Raw genomic sequence first — 14,998 nt, 5'->3', positions numbered from 1 at the left:
TTCGGCACCTTCCTCACCGAACTCAGCGGCGGCCAGGTCGGTATCGCCATCCTGCTCGGGACCGGCGCCATCGCCTGCTATTCGGCGCTGGCGTTCCGGCGCCCGGACACCGCGTCACCCGATCTGGTGCTGGTCTTCGCCGCGGTGGCGCTGACGTTGCGGCCGATCACCGGGCACATGTCGCAGCAGCCGTTCGGCTCGGTGCTGGCCGCCGTGCACGCGCTGGCCGCGGGCGCCTGGCTCGGCCTGTTGATCGGGCTGGCGCTGGTGGTCCGGTCCCGCGGCGAATGGGCGCTGGCACTGCCGCGCTACTCCGCGGTGGCGCTGCCGCTGGTGACGCTCGTCGCGGTGACGGGTCTGGTGAACGGGCTGGTCCGCATCGGCGGTGTCGCACCGCTGGTGCAGACCGGATACGGACGGGTGCTGCTGGCCAAGACGCTGATCCTGGCCGTGCTGCTCGCTCTCGGCTGGTGGTGGCGCCGCGATTGGGTCGGCCGCGCCGCCGGCCACCGGATGCCCGCCGAGGCCTCATTGCGCCGGGCCACCATCGAGGTGGTGGTGATGGGGTCGGCGTTCGGACTGGCGGCGACGCTGGCCGTCACGGCATGACAGAACGGCGCGAACCCCCGGTTACAGTTGCGCCATGACCGAAGTGAAGATCGTCGCCGACTGCGACGCCTCGGCCGAGACCGCATTCGCCTACGTGAACGATTACCGCAACCTGCCGCGCTTTCTGCGCGAGGTCGAAGAGTTCACGCCGGTGGGTTCGCAGACCGAAGGTCTCGGTGCGAGGTTCGACGGCTATATCAAGCTCGGTCCGGTCTCGCTGAATTCCAGGATCGACATCGTGCGCTGGGAAGAGAACTTCGCCATCGGCGTGAAGTCGATCAAGGGTTTCGACGTCGAGTCGACCTTCCTGTTCCACGCCAAGGGCGCCGAGAAATGCACCGTGGACGCCATCGTCGATTACCGGGTCGGCGGCGGCCTGGCAGGCAAGGCGCTGGGTAGGACGATCGAACCGTTCGTCAAGATCGCGGTGAAGCACAGCACCGAAAACCTCACCAAGCAGATCGAGGAGTTCCATCGCACCCGCGGGGCCGCCGGCACCGAATGAGCGGTTCCGGTCGGCCGCGTATCCGCCGCGGCCGACCGTTCTCCGGCCCGGTCGAAGGGCGCTCGGTTCCGGCTGCCCGGCGGGAAAGAATTCCTGCGTAAACCCGCTTTCCGCCCCTGGCGGAGGCTTGCCTCACAGGCATAGCCTCGAGGTATGAACAAACCCACCTTCAGGCAGCGCATTGCCTACGATCTGGGCCGCGAACTTCCTGCGGACCTGCATGAGTGGGTGGTCCACGACCTGGTCGGGCACGGGGCCATGGAACGCTATCTCGTGCGGTTCATCGGACCGATCATTCCTTTCTTCGCGCTGGTGCTGCTGTTTCCCGGGCCGATGCCGCTCAAGATCGGGCTGATCGTGATGATGATCGTTCCGCTGGTCATTTTCACGGTCGCGCTCAGTTATGTGTGGCGCCGGTATCGACTCGTGCAGCACGGGCTCGATCCGGGTTTGGTCGATCACGGCAAGATCTCCGAACACGATCGCGAGATGTACGAACTGCGCTACGGACATCGATAACTTTCGTGCCCCCTGGAACGGACCGGCCCCCATACCGAGCGGTCCGTTCGGGGTGAAAGCCGGCCACCTTTAAGCTGAGGGCCATGACCGAACCGACAGATGTTGTGGCGACCGCGGACCTGGCCGACGAAATCGGCCCCGAGATTCGCAGCTGTGATACCCAATTCATCCAGTTCGGCGGCCGCGCGGCATTCTCCGGCCGGATCACCACCATCCGCTGCTTCCAGGACAATCTGCTGGTCAAGCAGACGCTGAGCGAACCGGGCGAGGGCAAGGTGCTCGTCGTGGACGGCGGTGCCAGCGTGCATACCGCCCTGGTGGGCGACATCATCGCCGGTCGCGGCGTCGACAACGGCTGGGCCGGCGTCATCGTCAACGGCGCGGTGCGGGATTCGGCGATTCTGCGCACCCTCGACATCGGCATCAAGGCGCTGGGCACCAACCCGCGCAAGAGCACCCAGACCGGCTCCGGCGACAAGGACGTGCCGGTGGAGTTCGGCGGGGTCACCTTCGTCCCCGGCGACATGCTCTACAGCGATCACGACGGTGTCGTGGTACGCGCGGAGGACTGACCCGGGACCGCACGAACACAGCCGGACGCAGCCCGCCCCGAATCCGCGCATGGCCGCAGCGAAGGCGGAGGTACGCCTACTCCGCGACTCGTGCCTGGTGACCGGCGAGGGCGACCACATCGCCGACGTGCAACTGCCGTCCGCGCCGTAGTTCGACCTCGTCGTTCACCCGCACCAGACCCGCGGCGATCACCGTCTTCGCTTCCGAACCGGAATCGATCAGATTGGCCAATTTGAGAAACTGGCCGAGCCGAATGGCTTCGTCATCGATCGGCACATCGACTGGTTCCGACATGACCTAAATACTTACTCCCCCGGCCCGCCCGACAGCGCAGCGGCCCAGCATCCGGCACTGTTCCGGCATTTCCGAGACGTCCCAAAGGGGTCGCGAACACGCCGCGACAAACGACCGGCAAATCCACCCCAACGGTCACACTGGATCGGTGACTTCCGCGCCAGACGACCTACGCACGACCACCGAGCTATCCGCGAGCAGACCCGCTGCCCCGGTACCGCATCGTGGGCGCGGCCGGTTGGCCGAGGTCCCGCATTACACCGGGCTGGTGCTCGGTGTGTTCGCGGTGGCCTGTCTGCTGTGGAGCCTGTCGCCCGCGCTGCGCTATCTGACCCACGCGCCCCGCCACTACATCGACGACTACTACTTCGACGCCCCCGACACCAGCCTGGTCTGGGCGCTGGTGGTCGGCCTGCTCGCGGCGGCGACGGCCGGGCGTAAACGCATCGCCTGGTGGTTGCTCGTCATCTATCTGGTGACCTGGGTGCTCGACAACGTCGTCGCCTTCCTGGCCGACCGCGATGTGCACGCGCTGGTCGCGGCCGTGGTGCACGTGGCGGTGATCGGCGTGCTCGTCGCCGCCTGGCCGGAGTTCTACACCCGGGTCCGCCGCGGTGCGGGCCGCAAAGCGCTGCTCGCGCTGGTGGGCGGAGCGGCCCTCGGCTGCCTGCTCGGCTGGGGTCTGGTGGAGATGTTCCCCGGCTCGCTGCCCGCGGGGGCACAACGCCCGCTGTGGGCGGTATACCGGGTCACCGGCGCGATCCTGGTGGAGAACGAGCAGTTCGACGGTTCGCCGCATCATTTCGTGAACTTCCTGCTCGGCCTGTTCGGTGCGGTCGCGCTGCTCAGTGCGTTCATGGTGCTGCTGCGCTCCCAGCGCGCCGACAACGCCATGACCGGGCTCGACGAATCCGCGCTGCGCGGGCTGCTGGCCCGCTCCGACGTGGAGGATTCGCTCGGCTACTTCGCCACCCGCCGCGACAAGGCGGTGGTGTTCGCGCCGAGCGGTAAGGCCGCCATCACCTACCGGGTGGAACTCGGCGTCTGCCTGGCCAGCGGCGACCCGATCGGCATCAAGGAGGCGTGGCCGCAGGCGATCGACGCCTGGCTGCGGCTGGCCGACCAGTTCGGCTGGGCGCCCGCGGTGATGGGCGCGAGCGAACTCGGAGCGACCGCCTACCGCAGGGCCGGGCTGTCGGTGCTTCGGCTCGGCGACGAGGCCGTGCTCGACACCAGGAACTTCTCCCTCGCAGGCGCCGAGATGAAGCCGGTCCGCCAAGCCGTCAACCGGCTGCGCCGGCAAGGCATGGGAGTGCGGATCCGGCGCCACAGCGATATCCCCGCCGACGAATTCACGCAGATCGTGGCGCGGGCCGAGGCCTGGCGCGATACCGAGAACGAGCGCGGCTTCTCGATGGCGCTCGGCCGCCTCGGCGACCCGCTCGACGGCGACTGCCTGCTGGTGGAGGCCGTCGACTCCGACGACCGGGTGCTGGCCATGCTGTCGATGGTGCCGTGGGGCCGCACCGGGGTGTCGCTGGAGTTGATGCGACGCGACCCGCTCGGTCCCAACGGCGTGATGGAGTTGATGATCTCCCAGCTCGCGCTCACCTCCGACCAGTACGGCATCACCAGGATCTCGCTGAACTTCGCGGTGTTTCGTTCGGTGTTCGAGGAGGGCGGGCGCATCGGCGCCGGGCCGATCCTGCGAGCCTGGCGCGGGGTGCTGCTGTTCTTCTCCCGGTGGTGGCAGCTCGAGGCGCTGTACCGGTCGAATGTGAAGTATCAGCCGATCTGGGTGCCGCGGTTCTTCCTGTTCGAGGAGCGCAGGCAGCTGCCGCGGGTGGCGATGGCCAGCGGCCTGGCCGAAGGCTTCCTGCCGCGGTTCGGCGCCGAACCCGACCCCGCCACCCACACCGGACGCCACAGCGCCGTCCCGCCGGCCATCACCGGCCTGCACGCCGACGGCAGCCCGCCCGAACCGCCCGAATCCGAGGCCGAACTCCAGCTGGCCCGCAGGCCCGAGCAGGTGCGGGTGCGGATGAACAAGCTGGATCGACTGGCCGCCACCGGCATCGACGCCTACCCGGTGGCGTATCCGCCGACGCACACCGTCGCGGCGGCACGCCGGTCACCGCGCGGGACCACGGTGCGCGTGTGCGGTCGCCTGCTGCGCATCCGCGACTACGGCGGCGTGGTGTTCGCGGTGGTGCGCGACTGGTCCGACGACATCCAGCTGGTGCTCGACCGGGAACGCCTCGGCGCCAAGCGGTGTGCGGAGTTCGGCGAGTTCTTCGACCTCGGTGATCTGATCGAGGTCAGCGGGCGGATCGGGCGCAGTCGGCGCGGTGAGCTGTCGCTGCTGGTCGCGGACTGGCGAATGCTGGGCAAATGCCTGCACCCGCTGCCGGACAAGTGGAAGGGCCTCGCCGATCCGGAGGCGCGGGTCCGGCAACGCTACGTCGACATGATGATCAACCCCGAGACCCGCGACGTGCTGGCCAAACGCAGCGCGGTGGTGCGGTCGCTGCGGGATTCGCTCACCGACTGGGGCTATATCGAGGTCGAGACGCCGATCCTGCAACAGGTGCACGGCGGCGCCAACGCGACCCCGTTCCGCACCCATATCGACGCCTACGATCTGGATCTCTACCTGCGCATCGCCCCCGAGCTGTACCTCAAACGGCTGTGCGTGGGCGGGGTGGAGAAGGTGTTCGAACTGGGCCGGACCTTCCGCAACGAGGGCGTGGACTTCAGCCACAACCCGGAGTTCACCATCCTGGAGGCGTACGAGGCGCACAGCGATTACGAGCGGATGATGCACCTGTGCCGTCAGCTGATCCAGAACGCCGCCCTGGCCGCCAACGGCGCGATGGTCGCCATGCGCCCCAAGGGCGACGGCACCTTCGAGGCGGTAGACATCTCCGGTGAATGGCCGGTCAAAACCGTGCACGGAGCCATCTCGCAGGCCATCGGCACCGAGATCACCCCGCGCACCGACGTCACGCGGCTGCGAGAGTTGTGCGACGCCAACACGATCCCGTACCAGCACTCCTGGGACGCCGGTCAGATCGTGCTGGAAATGTATGAGCACCTGGTGGAGGACCGGACCGAGGAACCTACCTTCTACATCGACTTCCCCACCTCGGTCTCCCCGCTCACCCGCGGCCACCGCCGCATCGCAGGCGTTGCCGAACGCTGGGACCTGGTCGCATGGGGCGTCGAATTAGGTACGGCCTACAGCGAACTCACCGATCCGGTCGAACAACGCCGCAGGCTCACCGAGCAGTCGATGCTCGCGGCGGGCGGCGACCCGGAGGCCATGGAACTGGACGAGGACTTCCTGCAAGCCCTCGAGCACGCCATGCCGCCCACCGGCGGGCTCGGCATGGGCGTCGACCGCATCGTCATGCTGATCACCGGCCGCAGCATCCGCGAGACGTTGCCGTTCCCGCTGGTGAAACCGCGCTGAATCGAACTCGTCCGGCGTATGTTTCGCACGCGGGGCGCTCGGGCAATAGTGTGGGGGATCCGGCGCGCCAGGAGGAGGCGGCCGACACTTTTCGGATAGGGGATCTTTCGTTGTACTACCTCGACCTGCTGACCAGTGCCACCACCCTCGACCACTCGACCTGGGCGAGCCAGGACGTATGGGCCTCGGCCATCGATCTGGAAGCCGCGAGGAGTAAGAAGGGGAAGAAGGGCAAGGGCGGCCTGATCATCGGGCTCATCTGCGTCGTCGCCATTCTCGCCATCATCGTGGCGGTCGTGCTGCTCATGAAGCGCAAGAAGAACAACCAGCCGCCGCAGGGCCAGATCCCGCCCCAGGGCCAGATCCCGCAGGACCCGAACAATCCGTACCCGCCCCAGGGTGGCCAGTACCCGCCGCAGCAGCAGTTCCCCCAGCAGGGCCAGAACCCCTATCCGCCGCAGGGTGGGCAGTACCCGCCGCAGAATCACTGAGAGTCCGCGATGGTCATTCTCCTCGCGAGCGCCCTCTGCCTGTTGGTGATCGCCGGCATCGTCGGCCTGATCGTCTGGCTGGTGGTCCGTACGAACGACGGGCCGCGGCAGCCGCCGTACCCGCCACAGCAGTACCCTCCGCCGGGCGGTCAGTACCCGCCGCACGGTGGGCAATATCCACCACCACCCGGCGGGCAGTATCCGCCGCAGAACTACTAGACCGGCACATCGCTCGCTCGGCTCGCGGATCCGCGGCCGCGTCGATAGAGGAAACCGGACATCCGATCGCATTCGGTTGGCGGCGATTCGGCTGTAGCCCTATTGTTATTCGCGGTGTGTGCGTCGGGGCCCGGATGTTATCCGGGTATGCGCACTCGGCGGGTGGAACGGTGTTCACTTCGTGTGCACCGGTGCGCCATCCGGCGAGTTCAGCATCGTAGCGACAGCGTGTACGGGAACGCCCCACCTGGGGCGATGGGTTGACTGGAGCAGTATGCAGTTCAAGAAGGTTGCCGCAGCATTGGGCGCGTGCGTGGCGATCGCATCCGGGTTGGTTGTCGGAGGTAACGCGGTGGCAACGGCCGCGCCCGGATGCCCGAGTCTGTACGTGGTGGCGATCCCCGGAACCTGGGAAACCGGCCATGACAAGAAGCCACAGCCCGGCATGCTGTCCGGCGTGACGAACGGGCTCGGACCGGAGACGAAGGTCGATTACGTCACCTACGCCGCCACCGCGTTCCCGTGGGAGGGCGACGTCTACGGCCAGTCCAAGCGGGAAGCCACCGACAAGGCACGCGGCCTCGTCGGCGCGATGGCGCAGCGGTGCGGTGCCACCAAGATCGGCCTGGTCGGCTACAGCCAGGGCGCCGATGCCGCAGGCGATCTCGCCGCGGAGATCGGCACCGGGGTCGGCGTCGTTCCGCCGAGCCGGATCGCCGGTGTCGGCCTGATCTCGGATCCGCGGCGCTCGCCCAACGACATCCAGGTGGGCCCGCACGCCGGTGGCGCCGGTGGCGGTGGCCCGCGCGTCGGCGGCTTCGGCTGGATCCACGACCGGGTACGCACGATCTGCGCCGTCGACGACCTGTACTGCGCGACCGCCTCGGACGATTTCGTCACCCGGTTCGCCGGATTCCTCGCGCAGAGCTCCGACGCCAACCCCGCCAACATGTGGCGCTACCAGCTCGAAGCCGGCGCGATCATCAACGATCTGATGGCCCACGGCGGTATCCCGACCCTGCAGTCCCAGCTCACCGAATCCGCCAACCAACAGCGGATCAAGGAGCTGGAGGAGTTCTACGGTTCGCACGCCCACACCAAGTACGGCAGCTACCAGGTCGGCGGCGGCCAGACCGCCATCACCTGGATGCACAACTGGTTCGCGCGCATGGCCTGATCAGCCGTTCCGCACTGCGGCCACCGTGTCCGGCATCTGCCGAGCACGGTGGCCGTAGTCGTTTGCGGGACCATGCGTAGCCCGCCGCCCACTGCCGGCGAACTAACGCCCGGCCCGCGAACCGTCAGCTGCTGCCGAAGGAGCCGGTAGCGCCGGGCAGTACCCGATGCAGGATGCGCGGGCCGGGACCGACGGGACCCGGTCCATCGGGGCGGTGATCATCCAGATGCAGGCGCCGCTCACCGTCGCGGTGCTCCCCGGGGTGCGGCCCGGGACGGCTCACCTCATCGGCACTCGCCGCGACCGGAGCAGCGGCCTCGACGACCTGGGTGGTGGCTGCGCTCGGCGCCTCGGCCGATGCGGTGGCCGCGACCGCCGCCACCGGTACCGCGGCGAGCACGCCCGCCACCGCGACCCGAAGGCCGATCCGCCGAGCAGAAGACAGTTTCGTGGAGTGCAACGTCGATCCCTTTCTCCCGGAACATGTACCGCGTCCGCGGTGCACGAACTCCAGGAAAGTCGCCGTCGCTGGGACCTCGGTGGGACGGTGCTGGCAGTCGGCTGGGAATCGGGACGATCAGTCGGCCGGCTCCGACGGGGCGGTAGGTGCTCTGCCCACCTCTGAGCGACAACCGCGCGAGTTGTCGCTCAGAGGTGGGCGGCTTACTCCCGTGCCTGATGAGCGACCGGACGCGTGGCTCGTTCACGCGCTTATATTGCGCGGCAACAGTTCCCAGACGTGCCCGTTCTCGTTGATGGTCGCGGCCGTGCGCCGCCCCGTGCGGGAGAACAGCACCCGGGTGATCGAGCAGTAGTCGATCGGGAAGGTCAGCGGCCGGGCCAGGCCGAGAATGTCCTGGAGCAGGATATTGATCACCCCGCCGTGCGCGAACGCGACCACGGTGTCGGTGTGGTCGGCGCGCACCGCGATATCGGTGATGGTGTCGAGCACCCGCGACTTGAACGCGGGCTCGTCGATCACCGACGGCAGATGCCCCGCCTTGATCCGGTCGTATTCGGCGCGGAACTCCACCTTGGCGTCCTCGATCGGGATATAGGCGGGCAGGTCCCGGTCGTATTCGGCCAGCCCGTCCAGCACCTCAACCTCGAGCCCAAGCTTCGCCGCCGTCGGCCCCGCCGTCTCCCGCGCCCGCCGCTGCGGACTGCTCACCACCCGCGCGACCCGATGATGCCCCAGCGCCGCAGGCACCCGCTCCGCCTGCTCCACCCCCACCCCGGCCAGCCCCGGATCCGCCGCCCCCTCGACCTGCTCGATCCGAACGGGCTGGGCATGGCGAACGAGAATCAACTGCACACCAATACTGTGCCGTATCGGGGTCCGCGGCGCGCAGCGGGCACGGTTGGTCTCGTCCTCCCCTCACTCGCCAAGCGGTTTCCGTGACCTCCGATGAATTGGCCCGCGCCGTCCCCCGTATCAATGCCACACTCGCTGCATGACGACCCCCGAGCCGTTCCCGCAGTGGTTGCGTCCACCGCCGGGAGGTTTCATCGCGGAAGATCTGGATCTGCTACCCAGCCTCCCGCCGCACACCGAGTTGATCGACGGAAGCCTCGTGTTCGCGGCGCGGCAAACAGAGTTCCATATGCTCGCCGTCACGCTCGTGGAGACCGGGCTGCGTAGGTGCGCGCCTGATTGCGTGCGGATTCGCCGCGCGATGACGGTGACTCTCGGGCGAAACCAGCGGCCGGAACCGGATGTTCTCGTAATTGGCGAGGAGGCCGACGGCGGTCGCGACCTCACGACCTATCAGGCCGCTGACGTGATCCTCGTGGTCGAGGTCGTGTCGGCGGAGTCGCGCACCAGGGATCGAGAACGCAAACCCCAGCTATATGCGAAAGCGGGCATCCCCCACTTCTGGCGAGTGGAGAACATCGACGGACGACCAGTCGTCTACGTATACGAGCTCGACCCAGCGACAGGCGCCTACGCGCCGAGCGGGATCTTCCACGATCGACTGAAGGTCAGCGTGCCGTTCGAGATCGATATCGATCTGTCGGAGATCGATCGGCTCTGACGAGCACGCGGCAATTATGTGCCACATCACATAATTGCCGTGTAGTCGGTCGCGTCACGATATTTGCCCCGCCGATTTTCGCTGATATTCAATGATCACGTCCTATTGAGATGTGATTACCGAGGGGGGAACGTGGCACTTCGTCGCACCACCAGAATCTTCAGCCGGGCGCTTGTCGCCTGTGCGCTGCCGTTGGCAGTTGCCGTCACTGTCGCGGATGTGGCATCGGCCGCTCCGGTCACGCCGCCGGCTGCGGCCAGCGCCGAGCGCACCACGTCTTACGACGGTCATCAGATTGCTTTCATCGACGACCGGACCATGACGATCGATGGGCACACGGTGACCGTCGATGACCAGAACAATGTCACGGTCGATGGCCGGCCGGTGTCCTTCCGGAGCGTGGCTACGCCGGAGGAGGCGCTCATCTCCATCGCGGCCCCGGTCGCCACTCCTGACAAGGTGACTCAGGGCGCGCTGGCCGGGGCCGGAATCGGCGCCGCGGCGGCCGGAATCCCGGCGGCGGTCGTCGGCGCTGTCCCCGGCGCTGTGGTCGGTGGTGTGATCGGTGCGGGCGCCGGCTTCCTGATCGGAATCGGGACCGTTGCCGCCGGCGTCCTGATCAGTTCCCTCGTCGGCTGCGTCACCACCGGGTGCCTCATCGATGTCCCGATCTTCATCGCGGGCCTGGCGGCGGAGGCCGCGATCGCCGCTCCGTCGATCGCTGTCGGCGCCATCGCCGGTGTCGCGATCGGTGCCGCCATCGGCGCAGGCATCGCCGGACTGCCCGCCGCGGGCATCGGCGCTTTGGTCGGCGCCGGAATCGGAGCCGGCGCAGTCACCCTGAACCCGCAACTCATTCCGTAGCCCTCTTCCTCTGCGCCCGGAGGTTCCGCCGGTGAACGACCAGCGGCTGAGGCTCCAGGCGATCCCGGTCGCAGGCAACTGATCACGCAGGGCGTTGCCCGGCGTAAGCCGACGCAACGCCCTGCGTGGTTTCAGGTCAGGCGAATTCTCCGTTCGACACGACGGCCGTGAACGCATCCCACTGGCCGGGGGTGAAAACGAGCGCCGGGCCGGCGGGGTTCTTGGAGTCGCGGACACCGACCAGGCCGTTGCGCAGGTGAGCGACCTCGACGCATTCCCTGGTGCCGGACGAACGACTGCTTTTGAACCATTCGGCCCCGGTTAGGTCAGTGCTCACGCGCCGTACTCCCTCGCTTTGCGCCGAAACCAGTCTCGGCTTTCCACCTCATTCAGCGCCCTGTCGATCAGCGCTTCATAGGCCCGATGGTACTTCTCGACCACAACAGGTTTCTCGAGGTAGAGATCGCCCACGAAGCTCTCCACGTAGACAACTGGCGGCTCGGGCAAGCGCCCCTTTGCGGCTGGGCCGAACTCCAGGATCACGAACGGTCCGATCTGGTCACCCATCGGCACACCGGCGGAGAACGGCAGCAGCCGGATGCTGATATTCGGCGCTGTACTCAAATCCGCCAGATGCCGAAGTTGCGTTGCCATCACGTGACGCCCTCCGACAATCCGGAGCAGTGCTGCTTCGTGAATCGCAACGTTCAACGTCGCGGGACTGCGACTGCGGGTAACCACCGACTGCCGCTGGAGCTTCAGCTGGACACGGCTCGCCACCTCGGCGGGCGGAGTATCAGACGGAAGAGCCTCGCAGGTCAGAGCCCGCGCGTACTCGGCGGTTTGCAAAAGCCCTGGCACCAGGTACGGCTGATAGGAAGTCATCACTCGCGCTGACGCTTCCAGCCCGACGTAGATGTCGAAGGTCGGCGGGATCAGGTCGCCGTACTCATGCCACCACGACTTCTCATGCGCCTGCTGTGCCAGGCCGACCAGTGCGTCGGTCATCTTTTCATCCAGGTTGTACAGCTCGCACAGCTCCCGGATGTCCCGCCAACGGATTCTCTCCGAGTTGCCAGTCTCCAGTCTCTGCAAGGTCGACTCGCTCCACTGCATCAATGCGGCCGCCTGGGCGATCGTCAGATTGTTCTGCTGCCGTGCCTCGCGAAGATGCCTGCCGAGCTGCCGTCGGGTCAGCGTCGACCCGGCTTCTGACGGTGAATCCCCCAAAATGAATGCCTCCGCCCTTCTCTGTGAATGATGGAAAACCCCTGGAGAGGATGTATCTGGAGCGATATCCGATTCTCCTGGAGATTCTTGAACTTCATTGTGCGCCAGCGCGACCGATGATGTGCTGGTTTCGCGCCCGGACCGGGAGTCACCCCACGAGCCCCCGTGCACGACTCCTTCCCGGTGCCCCTTCCTCACCGCCGGGACCCGGGCGCACCCAACCCACTCGAACTCACCAAAGGTGCTGCGATGGAGCATGTTCCGTTCGGTGATACGCCCTTCACCCGCTGTGTGTTCTACCGGAAGGTCTGCGATCTACCCGCCACCATCGATCCGCCCGAAATCGGCCGGATAGTCATGCCCGCCGACCACGTCTGGGCGGTGATGATGCCCGCGCACCTGGGCCAGCGCGTGCGCAACCATCTGCGCAACTGTGGTTCCGAAACCGGTCCGATCATTTCGCACCTGCGGTCGAATCGCTGGTCGTTCCTGGTCCGGCCGGATCTGCCCGATGAGACGCCGCTGTTCGCCGAATTGTTCCGCATGAACGTCTCGGTGGTACGCACCGGCGGCACCATCGCCCTACCGTCCCCGACCGATCGCGGTTCTCGATTCCGCCGCTGGATCCAACCGCCGCACTGCGCCTTCCGCCCCTCCGGCCAGGTGATCGTCGAGTCGATTCGAGCCTGTGCCGGCACGCATGCGGGGTGGGGAGGTCGACGGTCGTGACCACCAGCGAATTTCTTCGACCAGCACGGAAGGGCGTGCCCCCAGTGACCGCAGCAGAATCGCCGCGCCCCGCCGAACCCGACCTGCGGCTCAGTATCTTCCTGCACGGCCAGCGCTTCGACTACATCGCCTGCCGAACCGCCGCCCACCGCTTCATCCTGGAATGGCGCGCCCGCTACCATACCGACGCGGTAGCGGTCATCTCGGAAGGCACGACCCCCGCGCCGCGCCTGCCGTGCGAATCCCTCTACCTCGGACCGTGATCGGTGCGTACCCGCAGCGGCGATCAGCTCGTACGAGCAGCGGTTGCCCGGAACCCAGGCGTGAGCAGCAGCGCGAACCGGCTACCAGCGCTCGCCGTCTTCGTCGCGTATACGCGCGAGGGCCTTGTCGATCCATTCGCTGAAGCATGCGGCAATGCCCTGGCCGGTGGCCGGGCGCACCGAAATATGTTCGCGGGTACGTTGTTCCAGGTAGCGACCGTCTCCGGTGATGTCGTACCACTGCATGGCGTACCACGGGTTGGGGCGGTCCAGGATCGACCCGACCAGCAGTCCGGCGTTCCCGCCGCCGTCGGCGGGCCGCAGGGCCACCCGCTCGTACTGCTCGCGTGGGCCACGGTGAGTGAATCCCTGTTCCCGGTCCTCCAGATCCCGGACGTGGAAAGTGCCGGGTTCGGCGCGGCCCGGATCGCACCGCGGGAGCAGCGCCACCAGCCGGGTCGGCAGCTGTTCAGCGCGGAACAGGCGGCCCCGGATCGGACCGTCGATACCATCGATCGCTGCTTGTGCGAGCACCATGCCGTTCTGCCCGGCGCGGGCGCCGACGATCCGATACTCGCGCACTCCACCACGGTCGGTCACGGTAGAACTGCCCAGGATGTGGATGCGCAGCTCGGAGTCGGTGAGGGTGTGGAAGGCGAGCCGGATCAGTTCCTGTTCCTCCCGGTCGAGCCGTGCCCGCACCCGCGCCGCGTGTTCCTCGAACGGTCCCACCGTCTTGTACTTGCTCTGATAGTGCAGTGGACGCGGAAACCGGTCGATTCCGTCGCGGTACCAGAGCGCGGCGAAATCATCTGGATCCCAAGTCCATTCAGTCATGAATACGAATTCCCTCGTCTTGTGCTCGATCGTGCCGGGTGCGCGCGGCATCGGCCCGCATCGGGTGCGGGCGATTGGCCGGGCCTATTACCCGGTCTGCTCCGGCGGTCGCGCGGCCGGCGCTTCGCCGCCGATCACGCCGCCCGGGACGGTTCGCGGTTGTTCGCCGAGCAGTTCAGCGGCGTTCTCGGCATTGATCAGGTACTCGGGCAGTTTGTGTTCCTCGTCGTCCTGCCCTTGCTGACCGCGACCGGCCGCACCCGGCGACATCATCCCCGGCATTCCCGCACGTCCGGCCGCCGCAGCAGCTGCCGTCTGCCCTGCCGCGCCCATTCCGGGAACGGCGCCTGTGCCGGGCATGCCAGGGATACTGCGGCCAGGTGCCGCCACACCGCCGCCGCCACCGACGCCGCCGCCTGCACCACCGGCGCCTCCGCCTGTGCCGATTCCGGTTCCAGTTCCGCCACCGGAAGAGCCTGGGACGGTCCCGGTCGGTGTGGTGGAACTCGGCACCGTGCTCGGCGTCTCGGCACCAGCGGGGGTGGTCGCTGCGCTCGGCGTCGTATCCTGCCCAGCGGTCGAATCGTCGCCCCAGCTCGACTGGTCTTCGCCCGAACCCTGCTGTTCGGGGTTCTCTTCGCCGGTACCCTCACCGGTCGGTTCTTCCGGCTCCCCGGTACCGCCCGTGCCGCCGCCGGTACCGCCACCGCCACCGGTGCCGCCACCACCGGTACCACCGCCGCCACCGTTCTCACCGCCCGGCTTACCCTCACGCGGTTCGATCGGGCCGTGTAGTGGCGCGGTCGGGCTCACCGGCACCGGCAGTACCGGAATCTGCGCGTCCGCCAGCACAAACGGTTGCACATACTCATCGTTCATCACCTGCCGCGCGGAGGCTTCGGCATCGTCGCGCTTGTCCTGATTGTTCGACCCCACGACCGGCCACGACCGCGGATTCCACGCCGGCTTCTTCTCGATCTCCTCCGGCAGGTTCCGCTGCGTCCGCAGAATCGCGGTCACCGTGCCGTCGACGCGCACGGCCAGCAGATTCAACGCATCGGTGAAGTCTTCCGCCCGTGTTGCGTAATTGCCGATGGCCTCGCGGGACTTCTCCGCCGCAGGCCCATCCCAGGCCGCCGCACTCGACCGCCGGATCCGCGCGGCGAACACCGTCACACCG

The 14,998-nt window shown here is 67.4% G+C and carries 19 protein-coding genes; 12 read left to right on the top strand and 7 right to left on the bottom strand.

Annotated elements, in window-relative coordinates:
* From RJ05_RS00425 to rraA, 4 genes are all read left to right on the top strand, one after another.
* Positions 1-609 (top strand): CopD family protein (locus RJ05_RS00425; protein ID WP_036531569.1); only part of this gene is annotated, 609 nt, incomplete at its 5' end.
* 34 nt (positions 610-643) lie between these two features.
* Positions 644-1,114, top strand: a complete 471-nt coding sequence (locus tag RJ05_RS00420; protein WP_036531567.1) for an SRPBCC family protein — start codon at positions 644-646, stop codon at positions 1,112-1,114.
* Between the two features lie 153 nt (positions 1,115-1,267).
* Entirely contained in the window at positions 1,268-1,633 is a 366-nt protein-coding gene (locus RJ05_RS00415) for a DUF5313 family protein (RefSeq protein WP_036531564.1), read from the top strand.
* Positions 1,634-1,716: 83 nt separating this feature from the next.
* A complete protein-coding gene (gene rraA, locus RJ05_RS00410; RefSeq protein ID WP_014348370.1) occupies positions 1,717-2,205 on the top strand; it encodes a ribonuclease E activity regulator RraA in 489 nt (162 codons plus the stop codon).
* 76 nt (positions 2,206-2,281) lie between these two features.
* Here the strand turns inward: rraA and RJ05_RS00405 are convergent, their stop codons facing one another.
* A complete protein-coding gene (locus RJ05_RS00405) occupies positions 2,282-2,500 on the bottom strand; it encodes an RNA-binding S4 domain-containing protein (RefSeq protein ID WP_036531561.1) in 219 nt (72 codons plus the stop codon).
* Positions 2,501-2,648: 148 nt separating this feature from the next.
* Here RJ05_RS00405 and lysX point away from each other — a divergent pair, with 148 nt between their 5' ends.
* From lysX to RJ05_RS00385, 4 genes are all read left to right on the top strand, one after another.
* Positions 2,649-5,972 (top strand): bifunctional lysylphosphatidylglycerol synthetase/lysine--tRNA ligase LysX, encoded by a 3,324-nt coding sequence (gene lysX, locus RJ05_RS00400; RefSeq protein ID WP_036531559.1) that lies wholly within the window; start codon positions 2,649-2,651, stop codon positions 5,970-5,972.
* A gap of 110 nt (positions 5,973-6,082) precedes the next feature.
* The gene (locus tag RJ05_RS29145; RefSeq protein ID WP_138445532.1) at positions 6,083-6,463 is read left to right on the top strand and encodes a hypothetical protein; all 381 of its coding nucleotides are present in this window, start codon (positions 6,083-6,085) and stop codon (positions 6,461-6,463) included.
* Positions 6,464-6,472: 9 nt separating this feature from the next.
* A complete protein-coding gene (locus RJ05_RS00390; RefSeq protein ID WP_036531557.1) occupies positions 6,473-6,682 on the top strand; it encodes a hypothetical protein in 210 nt (69 codons plus the stop codon).
* A 274-nt stretch (positions 6,683-6,956) separates the two neighbouring features.
* Entirely contained in the window at positions 6,957-7,859 is a 903-nt protein-coding gene (locus RJ05_RS00385) for a cutinase family protein (RefSeq protein WP_051016010.1), read from the top strand.
* 124 nt (positions 7,860-7,983) lie between these two features.
* Here the strand turns inward: RJ05_RS00385 and RJ05_RS00380 are convergent, their stop codons facing one another.
* Both RJ05_RS00380 and RJ05_RS00375 read right to left on the bottom strand, forming a co-directional pair.
* Complete coding sequence (locus RJ05_RS00380) at positions 7,984-8,319, bottom strand: hypothetical protein (RefSeq protein ID WP_138445531.1); 336 nt, start codon at positions 8,317-8,319, stop codon at positions 7,984-7,986.
* A gap of 243 nt (positions 8,320-8,562) precedes the next feature.
* Positions 8,563-9,174 carry a histidine phosphatase family protein gene (locus RJ05_RS00375; protein ID WP_036531552.1) on the bottom strand — a complete coding sequence of 204 codons (612 nt, stop codon included), beginning with the start codon at positions 9,172-9,174 and terminating at the stop codon, positions 8,563-8,565.
* 139 nt (positions 9,175-9,313) lie between these two features.
* On the opposite strand from RJ05_RS00375, the gene RJ05_RS00370 reads away from it, so the two are divergent.
* Positions 9,314-9,895: a Uma2 family endonuclease gene (locus RJ05_RS00370; RefSeq protein WP_036531549.1), complete on the top strand. Its 582-nt coding sequence runs from the start codon at positions 9,314-9,316 to the stop codon at positions 9,893-9,895.
* Positions 9,896-10,027: 132 nt separating this feature from the next.
* Positions 10,028-10,759, top strand: a complete 732-nt coding sequence (locus tag RJ05_RS00365; RefSeq protein WP_249040451.1) for a hypothetical protein — start codon at positions 10,028-10,030, stop codon at positions 10,757-10,759.
* Between the two features lie 136 nt (positions 10,760-10,895).
* Here RJ05_RS00365 and RJ05_RS00360 read toward each other — a convergent pair whose 3' ends face one another.
* A complete protein-coding gene (locus RJ05_RS00360) occupies positions 10,896-11,096 on the bottom strand; it encodes a DUF397 domain-containing protein (protein WP_036531548.1) in 201 nt (66 codons plus the stop codon).
* Complete coding sequence (locus tag RJ05_RS00355) at positions 11,093-11,989, bottom strand: helix-turn-helix domain-containing protein (protein WP_036531547.1); 897 nt, start codon at positions 11,987-11,989, stop codon at positions 11,093-11,095. The genes RJ05_RS00360 and RJ05_RS00355 overlap by 4 nt, the downstream gene beginning before the upstream one ends.
* A gap of 249 nt (positions 11,990-12,238) precedes the next feature.
* On the opposite strand from RJ05_RS00355, the gene RJ05_RS00350 reads away from it, so the two are divergent.
* Both RJ05_RS00350 and RJ05_RS00345 read left to right on the top strand, forming a co-directional pair.
* Positions 12,239-12,718 carry a hypothetical protein gene (locus tag RJ05_RS00350; RefSeq protein WP_036531546.1) on the top strand — a complete coding sequence of 160 codons (480 nt, stop codon included), beginning with the start codon at positions 12,239-12,241 and terminating at the stop codon, positions 12,716-12,718.
* On the top strand, positions 12,715-12,981 hold the full coding sequence (locus tag RJ05_RS00345) for a hypothetical protein (protein ID WP_138445529.1): 267 nt from the start codon (positions 12,715-12,717) through the stop codon (positions 12,979-12,981). Before RJ05_RS00350 ends, RJ05_RS00345 begins: the two co-directional genes overlap by 4 nt.
* 81 nt (positions 12,982-13,062) lie before the next feature.
* Here RJ05_RS00345 and RJ05_RS00340 read toward each other — a convergent pair whose 3' ends face one another.
* Together RJ05_RS00340 and RJ05_RS00335 are read right to left on the bottom strand one after the other, a co-directional pair.
* Positions 13,063-13,818, bottom strand: coding sequence for an ESX secretion-associated protein EspG (locus RJ05_RS00340; RefSeq protein ID WP_036531580.1), 756 nt, complete (start codon positions 13,816-13,818; stop codon positions 13,063-13,065).
* An 87-nt stretch (positions 13,819-13,905) separates the two neighbouring features.
* A complete protein-coding gene (locus RJ05_RS00335; protein ID WP_051016009.1) occupies positions 13,906-14,994 on the bottom strand; it encodes a hypothetical protein in 1,089 nt (362 codons plus the stop codon).
* Positions 14,995-14,998 lie beyond the last annotated feature (4 nt).

It is taken from the genome of Nocardia cyriacigeorgica NBRC 100375, from assembly GCF_000308555.1.
GTDB classification, from domain to species: domain Bacteria; phylum Actinomycetota; class Actinomycetes; order Mycobacteriales; family Mycobacteriaceae; genus Nocardia; species Nocardia cyriacigeorgica.
Note: the sequence above shows the minus strand (reverse complement) of the source record. Positions and strands in the feature narration are given on the sequence as shown.